Origin of the sequence: Polycladomyces zharkentensis (genome assembly GCF_016938855.1) — a bacterium.
GTDB lineage: Bacteria > Bacillota > Bacilli > Thermoactinomycetales > JIR-001 > Polycladomyces > Polycladomyces zharkentensis.
Window position 1 is genome coordinate 18,538 of sequence record NZ_JAFHAP010000014.1, and the last position, 21,745, is coordinate 40,282.

A 21,745-nucleotide genomic window follows, 5' to 3' on the forward strand; every position below is an offset into this window, starting at 1 on the left:
CCGTGAATGAAACGTACTTTGCCCGCGTCCTTGACTCCCGGTCGGGGCGGTCATGATCTGCTTCCCTGAATGGTGCAGGCGGAGCGAACCGGGAAAACGATGTGGACAGTATTTCACCCGTCGCCCTAGTTCAAGCCAACCGCCCAACCTTCACGGGATGAGTCTGCCGCTCCGGTATAGGCACCCGTGACGGGGTCGATCACGATGCTTTGCACGTTGCCAATGCTTTGCGGACTGCTTTCAAATTGATGCCCCATTTGCGCCATTCGTTCACGCGCGGCATCCGGCACACCGGTCTCCCAAAGGATCATGGGGTATTTGTTGCTGTAGATGCGTGGCTCTTCAATCGCCGATTTGATGTCCAGGCCATCCACCAGTGTATACATCAGCACTTGGAACACCGACGCGATGATCGTCGGACCTCCCGGTGAACCGACGGTCATCACCGGTTTGCCGTCTTTGAACACAATCGTCGGGCTCATGCTGGACATCGGCCGTTTGTCGGGCTCCGCTTGGTTGGGTCCGCCCGGTACGGCGTCAAAGTCGGTCATTTCGTTGTTCAACATGAAGCCGTAGTCCGGCACCATGATCCCCGTACCGAACTCCTGCTCGATGGTGGTGGTGTAAGAGACGAGGTTGCCCCAACGATCGGCCACAGTAAAATGTGTCGTTTGTCCGATGCGCTTGTCGTCCGGCTGTTTCACCGTCCGCTTCGGAGCGCCCGTTTGCTGGTATTTCCACGGATCACCCGGTCGGACGTCGGAGTTTGCCTTGTTTGGATCAATCAACGCGGCGCGTTCCTTGATGTAGCGCGGGTCCAACATACCCTGCACCGGTACGTCCACGAATTCCGGATCACCGATGTACGCCCCGCGGTCCGCATAGGCGAGATGCATCGACTCCGTCATCAGGTGATAACGTTCCGGCGAGCGGAGCGCGGTTTGCCAAGCGTTTTTCTCTTCCAGCAGTTTCAGAATGTACAGGACAGTTACGCCGCCGGAGCTGGGCGGCGGCATCGTCGCCACACAATACCCGCGGAAATCCGCTTCCAACGGCTTGTCCACCGTGATGTGGTAGCGCTTCAAATCGCTCATCGACATATGTCCGCCGTACGCGTTCACTGTTTTGACGAGGGCCTAGCCGATTTTCCCGTGGTAAAACACGCTGGGGCCGAAAGCTTGAATCAGGCGAAACGTCTTGGCCAGATCCTTCTGCACCAGGAGGTCGCCTTCTTTCAAAGGCTCACCGTTCGGGAGGAACACGTCTTTGGCCGCCGATCGGGACAGCCTTTCCTTACTCGCTGCGATGTCACGGGCAAGTACCCAGTTTACCTTCACCCCGCGTTCCGCCAAGAGAATGGCCGGCTGAATCAACTCGGCCATCGGTTTGGTGCCCCATTTGTCCAGAGCCGCCTGCAATCCTTTCAGCGTTCCGGGCACCCCGACAGCATATCCTTGCGTGGAGCGTACCGGGAACGGGATCACCCGACCGTTTTCATCGAGGAACATGTCCGGCCGTGCCGATTGCGGCGCCCGTTCGCGACTGTCGATGATGGAGACTTTTTTCGTTTTGGCATCGTACACCATCATAAATCCGCCGCCACCGATCCCGGACATCTGCGGTTCAACGACGTTTAAGGCAAATTGAATGGCTACTGCCGCGTCCACCGCATTGCCGCCGTGTTTGAGCACTTCGGCCCCCACCTTGGAAGCAACGGGATGCGCGGTCGCCACCATGCCGTATTTCCCTCGGGCCACCTGTCCTTCATCCGTCGACCAACCGGGATGAACCGACGCCGGTGCTTCGGCGGTCGTCTGCGCCCACACTCCCGCAGGCAGGGCCAACGTCAACGCCAACAGCAAACTGAGCCAAGCTGCCCGCCACGCGCGCCGTTTTCTCATTTCCTGATTCCCTCCTTCAGCCGGAATATATTGAATTATCTATCTATTAACGATAGCATAATTGTACACATGGAAAAAAATATTTGGCAAGCGATTCTTGATCGGATTTAACGGCAGGTTCACATATGATTCACATCGTTCCGTTACGATAAACACGTACAGGAAGTACATAAAAGTCGAATTGTGCTGAAGACAAAACAACTCGACGCTTCACACGAGAGCGTGTCCGGTCATTTTGTACCACAGAGCGTGTCTGATCGATCTCGTTCGTATTAGTTTTCCCGGACTGGCTCCATCCGCGAAAACATTGATCCTTACGGACAGCCCGAAAGACAATCCCGGCATGGAGGAGTGAGACGCATGAAACATGGGTTGCATCGGCTGCTGGCCGTCGTCGGCGTGTGGACGATGGTAGCGTTATTGACGATTCCGACCGTATTGGCCGCCGATCTCCCGCAAGTGAAACGAACGGGGTTGCTCTCCCCCGACCGCATTTTGAATGTCGGTCACCGCGGCGCATCCGGTTATGCACCGGAGCACACGATCCCGGCCTATGAACTGGCAAAAGACATGAAGGCTGATTACATCGAGCTGGATTTGCAAATGACCAAAGACGGTCACTTAATCTGCATGCACGATGAAACGCTGGATCGGACCACGAACGGCACCGGATACGTCAAAGAGCACACGCTGGCAGAGATCAAACAACTGGACGCCGGTTCCTGGTTCAACGAAGCCTATCCGCAATACGCCAATCCGGAGTACAAAGGCTTGAAGGTGCCCACTCTGGAAGAAGTGCTGGATCATTTCGGACACAGCGTCAACTATTATATCGAGACCAAATCGCCGGAAACCTATCCGGGTATGGAAGAGAAGCTGCTGGAAACACTGAAACGGCACCATCTGATCGGACCGAACGCCAAGCCGGGACAAGTGATCATCCAATCCTTCAGCCCCGACAGCCTGAAAAAAGTACATCACCTGGACCCCGGCATCCCGCTGGTACAACTGTTGTGGTACGAGCAACCGGCGCAAATCACCGATCGGGAACTGAGCGAAATCCACACCTACGCGATCGGTGTGGGTCCCAACTTCAACAAAATCGACCGTGCATACGTACAAAAAGTACGTCAACACGGCCTGCTGATCCATCCGTACACGGTCAACGAGAAAGCAGATATGAAGCGCCTGATCGACTGGGGCGTAACGGGCATGTTCACCAACTTCCCGGACCGGTTGCACGAAGTGTTGAAAGAACGGAAAGGAAAATAATCGATTCGCGAGCGATACCCGTTTTTCTCATCAACAAGGCCAGTGCCTTTTGGACACTGGCCTTTCACTATTTGCCGGTCTGGAGAGGGAAGGCATGTGGGGTACAATGTCGAATCTTGACCCCGTTTCAGCTTCAATCAGAGATAACGATCTATGTACAGATTTAATATTAATAATAGGTGTAGATTAGAGCTACACCAATAAGAACCGCTACTCCATAAATAACAATTAATAACAATACCGTTTTACGTCTGTTTTGATTATACTTCTCATTCTGTGCCGGGTTTTGTGCCACTCCTAATTTAAATGTAAGTACGAAAGAAATAGCTATACATAATATACAAAAGATAATGATTACATAATTAAGCATGTAATCTCCTTCTTCCTTTTACATTGTTTGATGTATCAGCGTATCGTCTAGCTCTGTAGCCACGGCCTCCTCGTCCGACGGGGGCGGATCTCTCGGCTTATGTCAGCAGTAGTGCGGGGAGCATGATCCAATATTATTATACCATTTATTACTCAGCACTCTTCTTCAAACATCTTGGACACATCCTGCACAACAAAAACAAACGATCCACCCGTTTCAACGAGCGGATCGTCGACCGAATGATTCCGCGTGATCACATGCCTATTGCCCCCAAACAACGAATACCTCTCTCACACCTCATCCCTGGACGGACCGTACACGCCGGGCAAGCGGAGTCCGGCCTGGCGCATCAAAACGGTCATCTGACCGCGATGATGAATCTCGTGTCGGATGAGGATGGACAACGTGAAGGCGTTGGTCCACTGCATCCCGTACATGTCAGTCGTTTCCTGCAACGTCTCATCGGTCCATTGCTGTCGGATCGCCTCTGCCATCGCTTCACTCGCTTGCCGATAACGTTCGGCGATGGTTTGGGCCGACGACGGAACAGGCGCGTCCTTTTTCGGCGCATCAAACACCAGCCCGGTTCGGGACATCATTTCATGAAGGGTGGTCACGATGTGCCAGGCAATCTCGCCCAGTGTCCGGTCTTGCGGAGAGACGACTTGTCCCAACGATTCATCGGTCAATGCCTGCAATACCTTATACGTGGAATCGCTTTCCATTTTCCAATCGGTCAAGAACTCGTCAATCGTGCGGTACATTCCAATACCTCCTCTTTTGGATCAGTTAATGGCAAACATATGTTTGCTACTCTATATTCTATACCATCCACCCCTCTTCCTGCATATGACAGAATTTTTAAAGGTACAGGAGGACGGAAATTACGCCCAAACGGCTTTCATCGTATTCGGGATACCTCGGTTGTCGGGGATCGCACCCGTTTCCCACCTGTTGTGATTCGCACTTGACGCTCATTTTTGTTCCGGTCATCACGGCGTATACACTGTAGTATTATGGACGAAAGTTTCGGGCGAACAAAAACAAACAGGACGCTCCCCATCCATGAAAGGGGAAACGTCCTGTCCGTCCTCAACGATCGCGCATCAACGGGAACAACAAAACATCCCGGATCGAGGCACTGTCCGTAAGCAGCATCACCAATCGGTCGATCCCGATGCCGAGACCCCCGGTTGGCGGCATGCCGTACTCCAGCGCTTCGAGGAAATCTTCATCCATCGGGTGAGCCTCGTCGTTACCCGCGGCCCGTTCGGCCAATTGCGCTTCGAAACGCTGACGCTGATCGATCGGGTCGTTCAGCTCGGAGAAAGCGTTGGCGTGTTCGCGCCCGACGATGAACAACTCAAACCGATCGGTAAACCGCGGATCTTCTTCATTTTTCTTGGCCAAGGGCGAAATGGCCACCGGATGGCCGTAGACGAAGGTGGGCTGAATCAGCTTGTCCTCCACTTTTTGCTCGAAAAATTCGTTGACGATATGACCGAAGGTCATGTTGGACTCGATTTCGACACCGTGTTCCTTGGCCAGGCGACGCGCTTCCTCGTCGCTCATCTCCTGTTTGAAGTCGATGCCGACGTGTTCCTTGATCAATTCGACCATCGATTTGCGGTCCCACGGCGGGGTCAGGTCGATCTCATGCCCTTGGTACGTGATTTTGGTCGTGCCCAACACTTCCTGCGCCACATGGGCGATCAGGTTTTCGGTCAGGTCCATGATATCGTGGAAGTCGGCATAAGCCTGGTACAGCTCCATCATGGTGAATTCCGGATTGTGCTTGGTGGAGATCCCTTCGTTCCGGTACACGCGGCCGATCTCATACACTTTTTCCAATCCGCCGACGATCAACCGTTTCAGGTGCAGTTCGATGGCGATCCGCATGTACAAATCCATGTCCAATGCATTGTGATGCGTGATGAACGGACGTGCCGCCGCACCGCCGGCGATGGTATGCATGGTCGGCGTCTCCACTTCGAGGAAGCCGCGTTCGTCCAAGTAACGGCGAATCGCCGCAATGATCCGGCTCCTCAGGATGAATGTCTCCTTCACTTCCGGATTCATGATGAGATCCAGGTACCGTTTGCGGTAACGCAATTCCACGTCTTTGAGTCCATGGAATTTTTCCGGCAGGGGGCGCAACGATTTGGTCAGGAACGTGACGGTATCCGCCTTGACACTGGTTTCACCGCGGTTGGTTTTGAACACGGTTCCCGAGATGCCCAGCCAGTCACCGATATCGGCCGTGCTGAAAATCTCGTACTGTTCCTCCCCTACCCGATCCAGCCGCACATAGATCTGAATCCGGCCGGTTACATCCTGCAAATGGGCGAACGACGCTTTTCCCTGTTTCCGCTTGGACATGAGGCGACCGGCGATGGTGACGGTGACCGCCTTCTCCTCCAGCTCCTCTTTGCTCAAATCGCCATAGGTGTCCAAGATTTCCTGCGCGGTGTGTGTCCGTTCGAACTTGCCGCCGAACGGGTCCACCCCTTTTTCCCTGAGTGCTTCCATTTTGTCGCGGCGCACCTGTAACAGTTCATTCCGCTCCAGTTCATTGCGTTCTTCTGACATGCCTCGTTTCACTCCTCCGGTACCCGGCCGCCTTCCGCCGCGGGATGGGCGGCTGCTCGGGCATCAGTCTCCTACTCTTTCGTTCGGTTCGTCCAGAGCGTGTCCGGCAAATTGCTTTTCATGCGGGCGAGCCGAGCGGGCCGTTTCCTTGAAACGAAATATTTTCGCCCGCATTTTTCGCTTTGCATCGCCGGCTCATAAGGTCGCCGGGGCAACCTGCCACCCTGATTCGATTCTGCGAATGACCGGACACATCCTGTCATTGACATACGCTCAAGCGGTTTGTCCCATCTGTTCAGCTTCCAGTTGCTCCACGAATTGAAGCAGGACACGCGCCATCCCTTCCCGGGTCTCCTGCTCGTTGATTCGATCTTTCACCTTGGCCGCGCCACGCATACCTTTCAAGTACCAGGATGCGTGTTTGCGCATTTCGCGGATGGCCACTTTTTCACCCTTCAGCTTGATCAGCCGGTCCATGTGCAACAACGCAATCTCTACCTTTTCACGTGGCGTCGGTTCGGGAAGCAGTTCTCCCTTGGTCAAGTAATGCACTGTCCGGTAGAGCATCCACGGATTCCCCAAAGCGGCCCGGCCGATCATGACGGCGTCGCAACCCGTTTCATCCAGCATGCGACGGGCATCTTCGGGCGTGAAGACGTCCCCGTTGCCGATGACGGGAATCTTCACCGCTTCCTTCACCTGCCGGATGTATTCCCAGCGCGCGCGGCCGGTGTACATCTGCGCCCGCGTCCGTCCGTGAACGGCCACTGCCTGCGCGCCACCCCGTTCCGCCGCCAGCGCGTTGTCCACGACGTAAATGTGCTCTTCGTCCCAACCGATCCGCATTTTGACAGTGACCGGCTTTTTCACCACCGCCACCACTGCGGACACCATTTCCTCGATTTTGTTGGGATCGAGCAACCATTTGGCCCCGGCGTCGCACTTGACGACCTTGGGAGCCGGGCATCCCATGTTGATGTCGATAATGTCAGCATTGGTGTATTGATCCACGTATTTGGCGGCCTCCACCAGCGTTTCCTTGCTGCCGCCGAAAATCTGCAGGCTGAGCGGTTTTTCCCGTTCATCCACGTACAGCATCTGTTTGGTCCGCTCGTTTCCGTGCAGAATCGCCTTGTCGCTCACCATCTCCGCACAGACCAGCCCGGCACCAAACTCCTTGGCGATCAGGCGAAAGGCCGGATTGCACACACCGGCCATCGGTGCCAGCACAACTTGGTTTGCCAATTCCACCGGTCCAATCCGAAACTTGGCCATGCTCTCCTCCTCCTTTCTCATACGGTATCCGGTTCTTTTTTCCGTTCGGGAAGAGAAATCCGTCCTTCAAACAGCCGAATGCCTTCTTCTGCCGGCAACCGGGTGATCCATTCACCCACCGTGGCGTCCGTTCCGGGAATCGGGTGATTCCCCGCCAATTCCCCGAGCGGAATCAAAACAAAAGCGCGCTCCGTCATCCGGGGATGAGGAACGGTCAACGAAGGACGGTTGATCGTTTCTTCCCCGTACAGGAGCAAATCCAGGTCGATCGTGCGCGGTCCCCACCGCACCAGGCGGACCCGGCGGAGTGACCGCTCCACAGAGAGAAGCACATCCAGTATCGTTTCCGCTGACAGTGTGGTCCGCACTTCGGCGACCAGATTGAGAAAGTCCGGCTGTTCGGATAACCCGACCGGTGCTGTCTCATAGACGCGGGATACCCGCGTGACGCGAATCCCGTCCGTCTCGTGCAGACAATCCACCGCCGACTGCAGGTAGCCGAGCCGATCACCCAAATTGGAGCCCAATCCGATATATGCCGTGACTTCGCGTTTCATCGGCGTTTCCGGCGGATTTCCACACCCACCGCATCATAATGTCCCGGAATCGGGGGATCGGGCTTGGTGACGCGCACCCATACTTCTTCTACCGGAAAGGCGGCGAGCAACGCTTGTGCGATCGATTCGGCCAGCGACTCCACCAATCGGTACGTGCGCTCCTCTACAAGCTCCCGGACCGTTTCGTACACTTTCGCATAATCCACCGTCCGGTTCAAATCATCCGTCTCCGCCGGTACGGACAAGTCCAACATCAACTCCAGATCGACGTAAAAGCGTTGACCCAGTTTGTTTTCTTCGGAATACACGCCATGATAGCCGTAAAATTGCATCCGGCGGAAAAAGATCTTGTCCACGCCTTCACCCCCTCGGCGCGTCGGGACCGTACAACATCGCATCCATCATCCGGGCGACGCGGACCATCGGCTGAACGTCGTGGACGCGAATGATGCTGCATCCTTTGGCGATGCCGAGCGCCACGGTCGCCGCCGTGCCTTCCACCCGCTCATTCACCGGCAGATCCAGCGTTTTTCCGATCATCGACTTGCGCGACGTACCGAGCAATACGGGGTAACCCAATGACGTGACCGTTTCCAGATGCCGCATCACCGTGAGGTTTTCCTCATAGGTTTTGGCGAATCCGATCCCGGGGTCCAATATGATCTGTTCCTCCCGCACCCCGTGGGTATGGCCGATCCGGATACTATCCCGCAAATCTTCGACGATGTCGTCCAATAGCGAATCGTACGTCGCCTGTTTGCGGTTGTGCATGAGGATGACCGGCACGCCGAATTCCGCCACCACCTTCGCCATGTCAGGGTCCCGTTTGAACCCCCACACATCGTTGACGATGTGGGCACCTGCTTTCAGTGCTTGCCGAGCAGTCTCCGCTTTATACGTGTCAATGGAAATCGGCACATTTACCTCCCGGGACACACGCTCGATCACCGGGATCACGCGCTTCAGCTCTTCTTCAACGGGGACCGGTTGGTGACCGGGGCGCGTCGATTCTCCGCCGATATCGATGATGTCCGCACCTTCGGCCACCATTTGCCGCGCGTGTGCAACGGCGCGATCCAAGTCGACGTATCGTCCGCCGTCGGAGAACGAATCCGGCGTGACGTTGAGGATGCCCATCACCACCGTGCGCCGATGAACCGGAATTTCATGGCCGCCGACGATGATCGGGCGTTCCGGCCGTTTCCACGCCGCAACCGAAACCGGTGTCGCCGTCATCAATGACATGTCGCCTGCCTCCTCTCTCGTGATCATCCTCACAAATACGCATCTGATGCCACGTCCAACTCACGGACGCTCCACAACCGGCCGGTCCACTGCCGATAGGCGGCCAACAATCCGGCGGCTACAGGTCCGACACCTTTGTCGAACCAACCCGGTATCTTTCGGACCGGCACGATTTCCTGCAAGGAGTTGGTGAGAAAAATCTCATCCGCTTCTGTCAATACCGATAAGGGATACCGGCCTTCTTCCACCGGTAATCCCGACTGCCGGGCGAGTTCCAGTACGAATCGTCTTGTCACGCCGGGCAAAATCCCGGTTTCCGTCGACGGAGTACAGATCGTGCCATCCCGCACAAAAAACAGGTTGGTGACGATCCCCTCGGCAATCCAACCGCCGGGACTGAGTTGCAATCCCTCATGCGTGGGAAACCGCTCCCCCATTTCCAGACGGGCCAGCACGGAATTGAGGTAGTTATGCGATTTGAGTGATTCCGTCCCGCCCGGCACTTGACGGGGAATGTCCAACACTTCCACCGTTTTGCCTTCCGTATACATCTGTTCCGGCCATTTCGGCAACGGGCGGACAAAGATCACCGTCGTCGGCTCATCGTAATGTCGGGCGGACAATCCCGGTCCGACCGCTCCACCGGTGACGCTGATCCGCACGTACGCGTCACGCAATTCGTTGGCATCCAACAGTCGCCGGATCGCCTCCGTCCACTCATTCAAAGATAGAGGCGGACGGATGCGCAACAATTGTAACCCGCGGGACAAACGATCCACATGATCCTTCAACAGAAACGGATGACCCGCATACACCCGCAGCGTTTCAAAGACGCCCACTCCGTATAAAAAGCCGTGATCCATCACAGAGACGACGGCTTCGTTTTCCGGTACCAGTTTCCCGTTCAACCAAACACAGTTCATATCCGTATCCCCCGTTTTTGCGGCACCGGTCGCCGGAGATACGTATCCAGAAACTGCAACAGCAGGGATAATCCATATTCGGTCAAAACCGATTCGGGATGAAACTGCACCCCTTCAAGAGGATACTGCCGATGGCGGATGGCCATCACTTCTCCCTCCGCCGTCCACGCGCTGATTTCAAATGGCGGTGGCAAGCTGTCCCGCTCCACCACCAGCGAATGATAGCGCATCGCTTGAAACGGCGAAGGCAACCCGCGAAACAACGTTTGACCGTCATGGTAAACGGGTGATGTTTTCCCGTGCATCAACCGGGGGGCATGTACCACACGACCGCCGAAAGCTTGGGCGATGGTTTGATGCCCCAGGCAAACGCCCAAAATCGGGATGCGGCCGGCAAACCGTCGGACCACATCCAAGCAGACACCCGCCGTATCGGGTGATCCCGGTCCCGGTGAGAGAATCAACGCGGACGGTTGCGCTGTTTCGATGTCAGACAGGGTAATCTCATCATTGCGGTACACTTCCAGCGCTTCGCCCGATGAGAGCAGATATTGCACCAAATTATAGGTAAACGAGTCATAGTTGTCGATCAGCCAAATCATGTCCGGGAACCCCTCGGATTTTCACCCATGATCTCTTCATCAGTTTACAACAAAACCCCGTCGGATAAAAGCGATGAAAAACAGGAAAAAAGCTGCCCTCCGAAAGCGATGGATGATCACTTCCGCCGGCGGATCAGGTGATTTTATACATCCAAGTCATCAACGCTTCCCGGTTGAGTGAAAACCTTTGACCGTCGGAGAGAACCCTCTAAAACGCGAGGGCCGATGTGCGGGCAATACCCTCCAAAGCAATGACCCTTTGCCAATCTGCAGGATCGGATGGATCAATTCTCATCACTATGAATAAAAATGCGGCAGAGCGAAGGTTTTCCGGGTGAACGACCCAGAGAAGCCCTGCGAAGCAAAGAAATCGCTGCCAGATGTTGGAGCGATGGCGATTTTTGCCCGCACTCGTGGCCGTTTCAAAGCGCACTTGCTTGCTTCCTTGCGGATCGACTGTCGAGCGAGCCGGGAAAACGAGCGTAAGACGACGCAAGAAAACACGGATGACGATTTTTGAAATGAGTGCTACTGATCTATACTCCACAGACGCATATTCCTTCACAAACAAAGCCCGTCTTCCCATGCACGGGAAGACGGGCTCCGCTTTCGAACGAAACCAAACCATTCGGATCTTTACTCTTCAAATTGGAACAGCGGGGTGGTCAGATAACGTTCGCCGTTGCTCGGCACGACGGCCACCACTTTTTTGCCTTGTCCCAAACGCCGTGCCACTTTGATCGCCGCCGCAACGGCCGCACCGGAAGAAATTCCGCCCAGAATGCCTTCTTCCCGCGCCATCCGACGGGCCCACTCAAATGCTTCCTCGTTTTCTACGGTGATCACTTCATCATAAATCTCCGTATCCAAAATATCCGGAACGAAACCGGCACCGATTCCCTGGATTTTGTGCGGTCCCGGTTTGCCGCCGGAGAGGACCGGAGACGCCGCCGGTTCCACTGCGGCGATGTGAACGCCGGGGATTTTCTCTTTGATCACTTTACCGACACCCGTGATCGTACCGCCCGTGCCGATCCCGGCCACGAAAGCGTCGAAATGGCCGTCCATTTGCTCCAACAACTCTTGTGCCGTCGTTTCCATATGGATTTTGACGTTGGCCGGGTTTTTGAATTGTTGCGGAACAAAATATTCCGGATGTTCTTTGGCGATCTCCTCCGCTTTGGCGATCGCTCCTTTCATGCCTTGCGCACCCGGCGTGAGTACCAGTTCTGCACCGAACGCACGCAACAGGTTGCGCCGCTCCAGGCTCATCGTGTCCGGCATAACCAGCAGTGCGCGATATCCTTTGGCCGCCGCCACCATCGCCAGACCGATCCCGGTGTTGCCGCTGGTCGGCTCCAGAATCGTGTCACCGGGTTTCAAAATGCCCCGCTTCTCCGCGTCTTCAATCATGGAAAGGGCGATCCGGTCTTTCACACTGCCGCCCGGGTTGAAGAATTCCAGCTTCAGATACACGTCTGCGTCCGTTTTCCCGACAATCCGATTTAACTTTACAACCGGAGTTTGACCGATGAGTTCCAAAATATTGTTGCCAACGCGCATGGATGTGAAGACCTCCTAATCCCATTAATTTGGTCGGTTTTTCTGCTTTTATTTATCTTAACAATCGGACCAATCAGATGTCAATGTAAAATCAAATCCATGCGGAAAATCCATGCGGAAAAACCCGGGGGACAGGTCCCGCCGGGTCTTGGCTCACAAACTTTGGATCATCGTGGTCAATTCGTCGCGATCAAACACATACCGTTCATTGCAAAAATGGCAGTGTACTTCCGCCTGCCCCTGTTCCTCCAACAATTTTTGCAGATCCTCCCGACCCAAACCACGCAGCACATTGGCAATCCGCTCACGGGAGCAACGGCAGGCAAACGAGAGCGGCTGACGTTGATGTACCTCTATATCAGTGTCACCCAGTACGGCCTGAAGCAAATCCTCAGGACCGGCTCCCTGCTGGATCAGCTCGGTGACCGATGTGATTTTGGCCAGCTGTTGTTCGACAGCGGTGATAACCGCATCGTCGGCACCGGGCATGACTTGGACGATAAATCCCCCGGAAGCGAGGATGGAAGCATCCCGGTCTACCAGCACGCCCACGCCGACAGCGGACGGGATCTGTTCCGAACGGGTGAAATAATAGGTGAAGTCGTCGCCCAGCTCACCGGAGACAATCGGAGATGCACCCCGATACGGCTCCTTGAGCCCCAGATCCTTGATCACATAGAGCATTCCTTTCCCCACCGCACCCGCTACATCCAGTTTCCCGGCGGCATTGAGCGGCAAATCGACGGCGGGATTGTCCACATACCCCCGGACATGTCCCTGTGCATCGGCATCCACGACGATCTGACCCAACGGGCCGTCCCCTTTGATCTGGATCGTCAACCGGTCCCGTTCACTTTTCAGCATCAGCCCCATCATGGCCCCGACCGTGGCCGTACGGCCCAATGCGGCACTTGCCACCGGCCAGGTGTGATGCCTTCTCTGCAATTCTCCCACCAATCCGGTGGTCAATGCGGCAAATCCGCGCAATTGGCCATTGGCCGCTGTGACTCGAATGGCGTAATCGCTCATGATGACCTCCCAGTTCCAACACGACAAAGATGAAAGAAGGTTATGTTTGAGGATTTATAGATACCGATTTTTTCGGAAGCGTTCCCGTTTCGCTGCTCACGGTTCCCGAAGCGTATCCGGTCATTCATCCGCTTCCAGGTCGTTTCTGACATCGTGTGCAACGTTTTCCCGCCCGCTCCACTCTGCGCACTTCCAAAAAGGGAAGCAAGGCCGCAAAGTGGGTCGGCTGACGGATGCCGATTTGTCACCTGCTCCGGTTGCGTTCGTAGATCAACCGCAACCCTTCCAGCGTGAGGAACGGATCGACCACATCGATCGTCTCCGCATCGCCGCAGATCAGTTCGGCCAAGCCTCCGGTGGCCACAACGGTCGGCCGCTTGTGGAGCAGTTGTTTCATACGGGTGACGATCCCATCCACCACACCGACGTAGCCATAAAAAATACCCGACTGAATCGCCTGCACCGTATTGCGCCCCACTACGCTTTCCGGCTTGACAATCTCCACCCGTGTCAGTTTGGCCGTCCGTTGGTACAACGCTTCACTGGAAACCATGACGCCCGGTGTGATCGCCCCACCGACATAGTGCCCTTGCTCGTTGACAAAACAGAAGGTGGTTGCCGTACCGAAATCGACGATAATCACGGGAGCGCCGTATTGCTCGATGGCTGCCACGGCATTGGCGATTCGGTCGGCCCCTACTTCCCGCGGGTTTTCGTACAGGATGTTGAGGCCCGTTTTGACGCCGGGACCCACCACCAGCGGAGACAGTCCCATATATTTTTTGACGAAGTTGCGCAATACATGGGTGATCGGAGGGACAACGGAAGAGATGATCGCACCGTCCACCAGTTCAAAACGCAAACCGGCGTGATCGAACAAATTTTTGAGAAGCATGCCGTATTCGTCTTCAGTGGAATTTCGATTCGTATGAATCCGCCAATGATGCACCAATTCCTTGCCCTGGTACAGTCCGGCCACGATGTTGGTATTGCCGACGTCCATTACCATTAACATGCCCATCCACCTGCTTTTTCAAAAAAAGTTCACATTCATCATAGCAAGGCACCCTTGCAAATTCAACGGAAAAGACCTGCAACGCCCTCTGGTAATAGGCGTGACCGGACATCACCCTTGCCTTAGCAAGCATATTACACATATCACCACAAACGAGACTGAAGAACACCGATTATCTCCAACCAGCTTGGAACGGTTACCCATCGGTGGGTGTGAAATCCCCTGGTTGCTTGCGATTCCACGAAATAGGGCGGGTCATTTTTTCCTTCATAAAATGAAATAGCCTCTTGTTCCATCACTAAGTATTCATAGTATTCATAAAATATAAGAACGCAAGTTTTTGCAAGGAACGGTTCTCCGATCTGAATTTCCCGAAAATATCCGCTGACAGAGGCGTGTTTTAGATCATAAACAGTTAGGAGTGTGAAGGAAATGAGAAAAGAACGTATTAAAATCATGTCCATCTTCGGCACCCGACCGGAAGCAATCAAAATGGCTCCGCTTATTTTGGAAATGCAAAAGAACCCTTTGATCCAATCCATTGTAACTGTTTCGGCACAACATCGTGAGATGCTGGATAAGATATTGAATACTTTTGGGATCGTACCTGATTTTGATCTGGATATAATGAAAAACAATCAGACATTGCCCTATATTACCAAGGAAATTATGAGTCGTTTAGAGCCGATATTGATACAAGTGAAACCGGATCTTGTATTGATTCATGGCGATACGACCACAGCCCTGATATCGGCACTGGTCGCTTTTTACAATAAAATCCCCATCGGCCACGTGGAAGCAGGACTTCGGACGAGAAATAAATATTCCCCGTTTCCTGAAGAGTTGAACCGACGACTGATCGGGGTTATAGCGGACTTGCACTTCGCGCCCACCGCTCAAGCAGCGGAAAACCTTCTTTCAGAAAACATCCATCCTCATGCAATATTTGTCACGGGAAATACAGTGATAGATGCCCTGAAAACCACAGTTCGACCTTCATTTCGCCACGAAATTTTAGACAAAATAGGCAATCATCGATTCATCCTTCTCACTACACACAGACGTGAAAACATAGGCACACCCATGCGCAATATCTTTCGTGCCATAAAGCGGATCGTAAACGAAATTGATCATGTCCAAGTCGTTTATCCAGTACATCCGAATCCAGCGGTTTTGGAAGCCGCTCACCATGAGCTCGGAAACCACGCCCGCATTCATTTGATCCCCCCTTTAAATGTGGAGGACTTCCACAATATAGCCGCGCGGTCTTATTTAATATTAACTGATTCGGGAGGGATTCAGGAAGAAGCACCTTCATTGGGGATCCCCGTGTTAGTGCTGCGTGATACGACGGAACGACCAGAAGGTGTCAAAGCCGGTACATTGAAAGTTGCCGGGACCAGTGAAGAATCGGTTTATGAATCAATTAAGGAATTGTTAAACAACAGGCAACTATATGATCGCATGGCAAATGCACCAAACCCCTACGGAGATGGGACGGCATCCCAGAAAATTATTCGCCACATCATCGAATACTTCAGAGGGGACATTAGACCGTAACCCGATAATTCGTTTTCGCATACCCTCGGCTCGAGCGGTGAAACGTCATCCTGTCCGCCGGGCGGTTCGACTGTGGTCAGATCGGCTGTATGGGGCAGGGTTGGTGCAGATGGTACAACAAAATTGAGATTCAGTTCCATCAAACGGAAAACAGCCCAAGCAAAAAACAGGCTGTTTTCGTTCGATTAGAAAACTTCATGATGATCATCAGGCTCGACGAGCGATTTTCTCTATAATAGTATTTGCTTTCCGAGCGCGAACTTCCCAAGTATTCCTTGCGGCGAAATTGATCCGGGCCTGTTTTGACGCCGGCGAATCTTTTTGTTTCAGCATGATCCCCAATTTATTGATAAAATCAGAGTGTGATGTTGCGGTTTGGATGTATGGTTCCATCGCTATACATTCCGGCAGTGCCGTGGATAACACTCTTGCACCCCCAGCCAAGTATTCATAGGCTTTTACAGGGTTTGTCGCCAAAGTGATGTGGTTATAGAGGAAAGGGATGAGAGCAACGTCAAAGTGTTGGATATAACTTAAAAGCTCATGGTGCTGCTTATGTCCCAGAAAATGCAAGTTGGCTCTGCGGATATTTGGGATTGCAGGGGAGCGCAACGGTAACTTTGCACCTATAACCACAAAATTTACATTTGGATACTTGTTGCACAGAGAATCCACCAAAGGAAAATCAATCCACTTCGCCCAAGAGCCTATATACCCGACAATCGGGCCTTTCGGCAGATCTGCTGGTCGATTGTGTTTTACCTTGCTGAAGAAACTGAGATCGGCGCCATTACGAATGAGCGATACCGGTTTACTCGGATACTGTTCCTTCAGACGATCATAAATGGTCTGTGCTGTACAAACCACATGCTTTGATATACCAACCATGCGGCGCTCAAAGATGAGGTGCTTTGTAAATTCATCAATGCAATCGAAGACGATGCCATCGGGCTGATAATTCTGCAAAGTATGCCAAATACGCGGGATATGGGTCCAAACAATGATTTTGTCTCTTTTCTTTAAAAGGGGAATTCGTTTGGTTATGAAGTGACCGGGATCAGAAACCAAAGTAACATTTTTGCTTACTTTCATGTATTTTTTTCCTATATTCGACTTCTGTATAACAAAGACTTTGTGGCCCAGTTTGCCGAATTGTGTCATCAGTTGTTGTGGGCGCTGTTTCATAAAACTCCAAGCAAACGGAACCCGCGGGCAAATAATGAATGCCATGGTAAACAAAGCCCCTTTCCTTGTTGTACGGATATTCCAAATGTATGGTTAATATGGAATATGGAGTTCACACGCCATGCTTGATGTTGGCTGCCAGATCCGGATGGTTGAGGTCAATCCCCGTGTCGACCACATCGATCCGGATTCTTTTACCTGTACGGCATCCCCTACCTCTTCCCGAACGGCAAAGCTGACATGCAGATGCGTGGTGCCGGAGGGCAACAAAAACCGTTGACTGATGATGGACACACCATCTCGGCAACAGGCTCTCTTCACACCCGCCGGATGTTCCAGGTGGACCGCGACGACCTGCTTACATCCGGCCGAAGGGCCTGTCGGGCAGAACCCCGGTGATCCGAGGCGGGCAGGATTACCGACTGCTCTCGCTTCGGCGACGATCAACTGCGGGTCTTCCAGAACCCGTTTCACTCCCCGTGAGGGATAACAGCCGACACCGTCCCGCGGTAATGGCTTTCAAGACAATCCCTCCCGCCGAGGAAATCCTCTCTTTCAATGTCGGGCCCCGGGACAGGAAAGTATGATAAACGGGAACCGTGGTCTCATAGCCTCTCATCACCACATACGATAAGGTATGAAAGCAATTCCGCCCCTGCTTGGACCCTTGTCAGGAGGACGATATTTTTAAGATAGAGGAAGCCCGCGTATTTCAACCGAAAGCGGGCCTCCGAGATCTGTTCAGGTATCAACTCACTCACGGGCAAAGGTCGAATGGTGACACCGAGTTTGCACCCAGTGGCTCGTGCTGTCAACGAGCCAAAACCGTACAGCATGTCTGGCTGACCACGCTCAAATGTGCTGAGGTGAGAGCAATACCTGTTTGATTCCCCCCTGTAAATGGTGTGTGGTAACTTCCATTACACGAATCAAACATGGGCCATTTACCCACAAAAAAAGTGAGGCTTTCGCCTCACTTCACTGGATGGAGCCTCAGTCGGTTGTCAGGACCACATTGTCGATCTGGATCCCTTGGAAGAAGTTAGTTGCGCCAATCACGTCACCCTGAAGGATGAAGCGGAGACGGGCGTAGACGGCCCCGGTCGGTTTCGGGCCGGAGACGGCGACGTAGGTCAGCCAGTCGTTGGAGTCCACGGTTACCATGCCGGCTTGCCGTGTCACCAGGGTTTCTTCCAACAAGACCGGCGTATTCGGCGCGCCCCCCAACCACTGGATGGTGACGCGCCAGGGGGCAGTGCTGGTTCCATCAATGACGGCATTTTGAACGGCAAAGCTCACATGCAGATTTTGGGTACCGGAGGGCAACAAAACCCGTTGGCTGATGATGGCCACTGCCCCATCAGCGGTGACGGGCCCCAATTGGGCTACCTTTAACCCCTCAAAAGCCTGGGGATCCCCCGGATTGCTCGTGACGCCACTTCTATCCCAGAAAGCCAGCGTCGACGCATCTTCGAAAGAAGGGTTTTTTAACAGATTGCCACTCATTCTCAATTTCACCTCCTTTATTCACAATCTATGAACCTACTCTTCTCTTTGACAGCAACGACAGACTAAAATATATAAAATTCACCACATATCCCTGGATGAAGCTTGATCCGGGAGTGGGGAACGCGTTTATCCATCCCGATCGAATGCCTCTCGAGGTCCATCCACTTGCCCCGAAACCGACAGCAAAAAGCGAGGTATCATCACCTCGCCATGGGGAATCCTCAGTCGGTGGTCAAGACCACAAAGTCGATCTGGATCCCATCGAAGAAGTTATCTCCACCAATCACGTCACCTTGGAGGATGAAGCGAAGACGGCGTAGACGACCCCGGTCGGTTTCGGGCCGGAGACAGCGACATAGGTCAGCCAGTCGTTGGCGTTCTCGGTTTCCATGCCAGCTTGCCGTTGGATCAGGGTTTCTTCCAACAAGACCGGCGTCCCACTGCTCCCCAACCACTGGATGGTGACGCGCCAGGGGGCAGTGAAGATGCCACCATAGTTGGCCCTTCGAACGGCAAAGCTGACATGTAGCTGCTGGGTGCCGGAGGGCAGCAGGACCCGCTGGCTGATGATGGCCACTTCCCCATCAGCGGTGACGTCCCCCAATTGGGCCACCTTTTCCCCCTCAAAAGCCTGGGGATCCCCCGGATTGCTCGTGACGCCACTTCTATCCCAGAAAGCCAGCGTCGATGCATCTTTGAAGGAAGGGTTTTTTAACAGATTGATGCTCATTCTCAATTTCACCTCCATTGATACAATCTATGAAACTATCCCGTCATTTGAGCTGATAATAGACCATCCATCGAAAAAAGGGCGCTGATCACGCCCTCTATGCCATGTTTCGGCGGTCTATGCCCTTGATTCCTCGGGATCCTTCGACACTCGCCTTCGGCTATGTGAAGACCGGTCTCGGCTCAGCATACGGGGCGGCCAGATTTTTTATCGCCGCCTTGAAAGGCGGTGATAAATCCCGATCTCCCGAAAAAGTTTGTGGAAACGCCGGGTCCAGGTGTGCTCTCTCCAGCAGCGTTCCCTGCCGGCGCGGGCGATTTTTTTGGCTTCCTGCAAGTGGTTCAGATAATACCGGATTTTTTTTATCAGGTCTTCCGATGAGGAATAGCCCACAATCTCTTTGCTGTACCGGAAAAACCTTCTCATCTCGGGAAAGTATTGGGTGAATACCAGCCTTCCCGTGGCGGCGGCTTCAAATATGCCGACCTTGACGTTGGTGTAACCTTTGACCGTGCGCGGGAAGTTGACCAGCATCTTCGCCGAATAGGCTGCTCTGAACCAATCCTCGCCGCGGACCGGTCCGGGGCTGTTTTTTGGGAAGGGCCAGGAATTGCCGTACAATTTCGTATCGAAGTTTTTCACCAGCTTCCAGGCCAAGGGGTACCGATCCCTCCGTCCGTGGGCAATCACCGCCACATCGCATTTGAAACGGGAATGGACCGGCCTTTGCCGAAAGAACCGTTCATCGATGCCAAAGGGAAAATAATGGACGTTCCGATGACCCAGCTGCTTATACCTCCGATAGGCGAGCAACGAATTGGTGGCGTGCCAGGTGAAATGGCGGGAATAACGGGATACCGTCGGGAAGACATCGGGGTCGCTCAGCGTGATCCCCAGAACAGGGATCCCCCTTTTCTTCAGCCACAGGAAATCCTTTTTGGAAAAGGTGTAGCCGCCGGCATTACAGATGATCAGATGGGGACGAAACCGCATCAGCCGACTTCTGATCCGGCTCAGACGGATATAGACGGGTCCGTTTCCGCCCAAACATCTGTGCGGGTTGTATACCCATTCGGGGTGAGCCCCCAGATTCCATTCTTGGACGACGTGTCCCGATTTTTTAAGGGAAAGAAACATGCTACGGACGATGTCGGTGGCACCTTGGGCATAACGGCCGAAATGAGCAATTCTCATAGGTTTCTTATACCCCCTGAAACAGAAATGGGATATTTTGTTTTTCCCTGACTTTCAGCTTCAGTACATGGGATTGGTAGTTCCTTCGCCACGAGATTGACGGTTTCATCAGTGTCAGGGCTTGTCGGGTCATTTTCGGGGTGGGAAGAGGGTGAAGGGGGTGGCAGTATGAGGACATGCGGATCGATCTCATAAACAGTGCGACCTTGGGATCGTAAGAGAGCCCCATGACCGGTACTCCCATGGCAGCAGACAGGATCAGAGAGTGCAGACGCATACCGATCATCAGGGAAAGCCGGCCGCAGATCCCTTTCATCGCTTTGGGAGGGTAATGTTTCCTCATCAGCGTATAACTGCCGGCCGGCAGGCGTTTGGCGAGTTCATTCAAGACAGCGGCATCACCGTTACGGCTGAAAGGGAGGAGGACCAGGTGGGCCTTGCTGTTGCGGACGATGCCGGAAGCGACCTTCGCCATTGCCTCGATGAATGCTTTCCGTCCCCCCCCTTTGAATTTCCAGGGTCGCAGGGAGATGCCGACCAATGTCTTGTGTACGGGTACTCCTTCGCTACGCAGATACTTCAGAGCTGTTTTGGGTGGATCATGCTTCAAATTTAAGGCCGGATCCGCAGTTAGCCTGATGTTTCCCACGGAGCGGACCATTTTCAGCGAGTCGGCATCCCGCACCGTAGCTCTTCTGGCTCCGGCCAACAAACGGATAGCATACTGTTTCGCATGTTGGGAGAAAAAAGGCCCTGCACCGATCCCGTAGAAATAGACCGGCTTGCCAAACTTTTTGGCCAAATCGACCACCTGACCGTAATAATTCATTCCTCTCGCTTTACTTCCGAAGTTGTAGTGAGGCTCCCAACCGTTATAATCCTGTAGGATCCCACCACCCCCGAGAACGACAAAGCTGGCTTGCCGAACTGCGTTTTTAACGGCGCTGTGAGAATCGATACGGATCGTTTTCACACGGCGGGGACCCCTGTATGCCGGACAAAGTCCTTTGGAAACAACGGTGAAGGAAGCTTTCGGGAACTTCTGGGCGAAGCTGTCTATGATTGATTCCAATATGGCGTCATCCCCCAGATTGCCGGCGCCATAATAGCCGTGAAGTAAAATTTGCATCGTGGTAAGTCTCCTTCGTGAAAAAGGTTTATTGATATATTTATTATTTGGTCTATCATTTGGCGCCGGCTAATTACCATTCTGTAGAACCTAACCA

20 protein-coding genes and 1 pseudogene are annotated in these 21,745 nt (G+C 53.5%); 2 read left to right on the top strand and 19 right to left on the bottom strand.

The window, feature by feature from the left end:
- Positions 1-125 precede the first annotated feature (125 nt).
- A pseudogene (ggt, locus tag JQC72_RS14095) lies at positions 126-1,901 on the bottom strand (gamma-glutamyltransferase).
- 360 nt (positions 1,902-2,261) lie between these two features.
- On the opposite strand from ggt, the gene JQC72_RS14100 reads away from it, so the two are divergent.
- The gene (locus tag JQC72_RS14100) at positions 2,262-3,173 is read left to right on the top strand and encodes a glycerophosphodiester phosphodiesterase (protein WP_205496726.1); all 912 of its coding nucleotides are present in this window, start codon (positions 2,262-2,264) and stop codon (positions 3,171-3,173) included.
- Between the two features lie 660 nt (positions 3,174-3,833).
- Here JQC72_RS14100 and JQC72_RS14105 read toward each other — a convergent pair.
- From JQC72_RS14105 to JQC72_RS14160, 12 genes are all read right to left on the bottom strand, one after another.
- Entirely contained in the window at positions 3,834-4,307 is a 474-nt protein-coding gene (locus tag JQC72_RS14105) for a DinB family protein (protein WP_205496728.1), read from the bottom strand.
- Between the two features lie 328 nt (positions 4,308-4,635).
- Positions 4,636-6,132, bottom strand: a complete 1,497-nt coding sequence (gene lysS, locus JQC72_RS14110; protein WP_205496730.1) for a lysine--tRNA ligase — start codon at positions 6,130-6,132, stop codon at positions 4,636-4,638.
- 273 nt (positions 6,133-6,405) lie between these two features.
- Positions 6,406-7,407 (bottom strand): tRNA dihydrouridine synthase DusB, encoded by a 1,002-nt coding sequence (gene dusB, locus JQC72_RS14115; protein WP_205496732.1) that lies wholly within the window; start codon positions 7,405-7,407, stop codon positions 6,406-6,408.
- A gap of 17 nt (positions 7,408-7,424) precedes the next feature.
- Complete coding sequence (gene folK, locus JQC72_RS14120; protein ID WP_205496735.1) at positions 7,425-7,964, bottom strand: 2-amino-4-hydroxy-6-hydroxymethyldihydropteridine diphosphokinase; 540 nt, start codon at positions 7,962-7,964, stop codon at positions 7,425-7,427.
- Positions 7,961-8,320, bottom strand: a complete 360-nt coding sequence (folB, locus tag JQC72_RS14125) for a dihydroneopterin aldolase (RefSeq protein ID WP_205496736.1) — start codon at positions 8,318-8,320, stop codon at positions 7,961-7,963. The genes folK and folB overlap by 4 nt, the downstream gene beginning before the upstream one ends.
- A 4-nt stretch (positions 8,321-8,324) precedes the next feature.
- The gene (folP, locus tag JQC72_RS14130) at positions 8,325-9,101 is read right to left on the bottom strand and encodes a dihydropteroate synthase (protein ID WP_302104885.1); all 777 of its coding nucleotides are present in this window, start codon (positions 9,099-9,101) and stop codon (positions 8,325-8,327) included.
- A gap of 137 nt (positions 9,102-9,238) precedes the next feature.
- A complete protein-coding gene (locus JQC72_RS14135) occupies positions 9,239-10,132 on the bottom strand; it encodes an aminotransferase class IV (protein WP_205496738.1) in 894 nt (297 codons plus the stop codon).
- On the bottom strand, positions 10,129-10,734 hold the full coding sequence (locus tag JQC72_RS14140; protein ID WP_205496741.1) for an anthranilate synthase component II: 606 nt from the start codon (positions 10,732-10,734) through the stop codon (positions 10,129-10,131). The genes JQC72_RS14135 and JQC72_RS14140 overlap by 4 nt, the downstream gene beginning before the upstream one ends.
- A 208-nt stretch (positions 10,735-10,942) precedes the next feature.
- Positions 10,943-11,305: a hypothetical protein gene (locus JQC72_RS14145; RefSeq protein ID WP_205496743.1), complete on the bottom strand. Its 363-nt coding sequence runs from the start codon at positions 11,303-11,305 to the stop codon at positions 10,943-10,945.
- Between the two features lie 65 nt (positions 11,306-11,370).
- Positions 11,371-12,297 (bottom strand): cysteine synthase A, encoded by a 927-nt coding sequence (gene cysK / locus JQC72_RS14150; protein WP_205496745.1) that lies wholly within the window; start codon positions 12,295-12,297, stop codon positions 11,371-11,373.
- Positions 12,298-12,450: 153 nt separating this feature from the next.
- Complete coding sequence (gene hslO / locus JQC72_RS14155) at positions 12,451-13,326, bottom strand: Hsp33 family molecular chaperone HslO (RefSeq protein WP_205496746.1); 876 nt, start codon at positions 13,324-13,326, stop codon at positions 12,451-12,453.
- 244 nt (positions 13,327-13,570) lie between these two features.
- The gene (locus JQC72_RS14160; RefSeq protein WP_205496748.1) at positions 13,571-14,341 is read right to left on the bottom strand and encodes a type III pantothenate kinase; all 771 of its coding nucleotides are present in this window, start codon (positions 14,339-14,341) and stop codon (positions 13,571-13,573) included.
- Positions 14,342-14,773: 432 nt separating this feature from the next.
- Between JQC72_RS14160 and wecB the strand changes: the two genes are divergently transcribed.
- A complete protein-coding gene (wecB, locus tag JQC72_RS14165) occupies positions 14,774-15,901 on the top strand; it encodes a non-hydrolyzing UDP-N-acetylglucosamine 2-epimerase (protein ID WP_205496750.1) in 1,128 nt (375 codons plus the stop codon).
- Between the two features lie 207 nt (positions 15,902-16,108).
- Here the strand turns inward: wecB and JQC72_RS14170 are convergent, their stop codons facing one another.
- The 6 genes from JQC72_RS14170 to JQC72_RS14195 all read right to left on the bottom strand — a co-directional run bounded on the left by JQC72_RS14170 (position 16,109) and on the right by JQC72_RS14195 (position 21,648).
- Positions 16,109-17,131, bottom strand: a complete 1,023-nt coding sequence (locus JQC72_RS14170) for a glycosyltransferase family protein (protein ID WP_205496752.1) — start codon at positions 17,129-17,131, stop codon at positions 16,109-16,111.
- A 48-nt stretch (positions 17,132-17,179) separates the two neighbouring features.
- Positions 17,180-17,560 (bottom strand): hypothetical protein, encoded by a 381-nt coding sequence (locus JQC72_RS14175; RefSeq protein WP_205496754.1) that lies wholly within the window; start codon positions 17,558-17,560, stop codon positions 17,180-17,182.
- A 519-nt stretch (positions 17,561-18,079) separates the two neighbouring features.
- Positions 18,080-18,598, bottom strand: coding sequence for a carbohydrate binding domain-containing protein (locus JQC72_RS14180; protein WP_205496756.1), 519 nt, complete (start codon positions 18,596-18,598; stop codon positions 18,080-18,082).
- A 280-nt stretch (positions 18,599-18,878) separates the two neighbouring features.
- On the bottom strand, positions 18,879-19,325 hold the full coding sequence (locus JQC72_RS14185; protein WP_205496758.1) for a hypothetical protein: 447 nt from the start codon (positions 19,323-19,325) through the stop codon (positions 18,879-18,881).
- A 207-nt stretch (positions 19,326-19,532) separates the two neighbouring features.
- On the bottom strand, positions 19,533-20,519 hold the full coding sequence (locus JQC72_RS14190; protein ID WP_205496760.1) for a CgeB family protein: 987 nt from the start codon (positions 20,517-20,519) through the stop codon (positions 19,533-19,535).
- A gap of 7 nt (positions 20,520-20,526) precedes the next feature.
- Positions 20,527-21,648 carry a polysaccharide pyruvyl transferase family protein gene (locus JQC72_RS14195; protein ID WP_205496762.1) on the bottom strand — a complete coding sequence of 374 codons (1,122 nt, stop codon included), beginning with the start codon at positions 21,646-21,648 and terminating at the stop codon, positions 20,527-20,529.
- Positions 21,649-21,745: the final 97 nt, after the last annotated feature.

Excerpts from the sequence above, each read along its gene's own strand:
- JQC72_RS14160 (WP_205496748.1), bottom strand. The coding sequence starts at position 14,341 with ATGTTAATGGTAATGGACGTCGGCAATACCAACATCGTGGCCGGACTG.
- JQC72_RS14100 (WP_205496726.1), top strand. The coding sequence starts at position 2,262 with ATGAAACATGGGTTGCATCGGCTGCTGGCCGTCGTCGGCGTGTGGACG.
- lysS (WP_205496730.1), bottom strand. The coding sequence starts at position 6,132 with ATGTCAGAAGAACGCAATGAACTGGAGCGGAATGAACTGTTACAGGTG.
- JQC72_RS14105 (WP_205496728.1), bottom strand. The coding sequence starts at position 4,307 with ATGTACCGCACGATTGACGAGTTCTTGACCGATTGGAAAATGGAAAGC.
- wecB (WP_205496750.1), top strand. The coding sequence starts at position 14,774 with ATGAGAAAAGAACGTATTAAAATCATGTCCATCTTCGGCACCCGACCG.
- JQC72_RS14170 (WP_205496752.1), bottom strand. The coding sequence starts at position 17,131 with ATGGCATTCATTATTTGCCCGCGGGTTCCGTTTGCTTGGAGTTTTATG.
- folP (WP_302104885.1), bottom strand. The coding sequence starts at position 9,101 with ATGGGCATCCTCAACGTCACGCCGGATTCGTTCTCCGACGGCGGACGA.
- hslO (WP_205496746.1), bottom strand. The coding sequence starts at position 13,326 with ATGAGCGATTACGCCATTCGAGTCACAGCGGCCAATGGCCAATTGCGC.
- JQC72_RS14140 (WP_205496741.1), bottom strand. The coding sequence starts at position 10,734 with ATGATTTGGCTGATCGACAACTATGACTCGTTTACCTATAATTTGGTG.
- JQC72_RS14185 (WP_205496758.1), bottom strand. The coding sequence starts at position 19,325 with ATGAGCATCAATCTGTTAAAAAACCCTTCCTTCAAAGATGCATCGACG.
- JQC72_RS14195 (WP_205496762.1), bottom strand. The coding sequence starts at position 21,648 with ATGCAAATTTTACTTCACGGCTATTATGGCGCCGGCAATCTGGGGGAT.
- JQC72_RS14135 (WP_205496738.1), bottom strand. The coding sequence starts at position 10,132 with ATGAACTGTGTTTGGTTGAACGGGAAACTGGTACCGGAAAACGAAGCC.
- JQC72_RS14190 (WP_205496760.1), bottom strand. The coding sequence starts at position 20,519 with ATGAGAATTGCTCATTTCGGCCGTTATGCCCAAGGTGCCACCGACATC.
- dusB (WP_205496732.1), bottom strand. The coding sequence starts at position 7,407 with ATGGCCAAGTTTCGGATTGGACCGGTGGAATTGGCAAACCAAGTTGTG.
- folK (WP_205496735.1), bottom strand. The coding sequence starts at position 7,964 with ATGAAACGCGAAGTCACGGCATATATCGGATTGGGCTCCAATTTGGGT.
- cysK (WP_205496745.1), bottom strand. The coding sequence starts at position 12,297 with ATGCGCGTTGGCAACAATATTTTGGAACTCATCGGTCAAACTCCGGTT.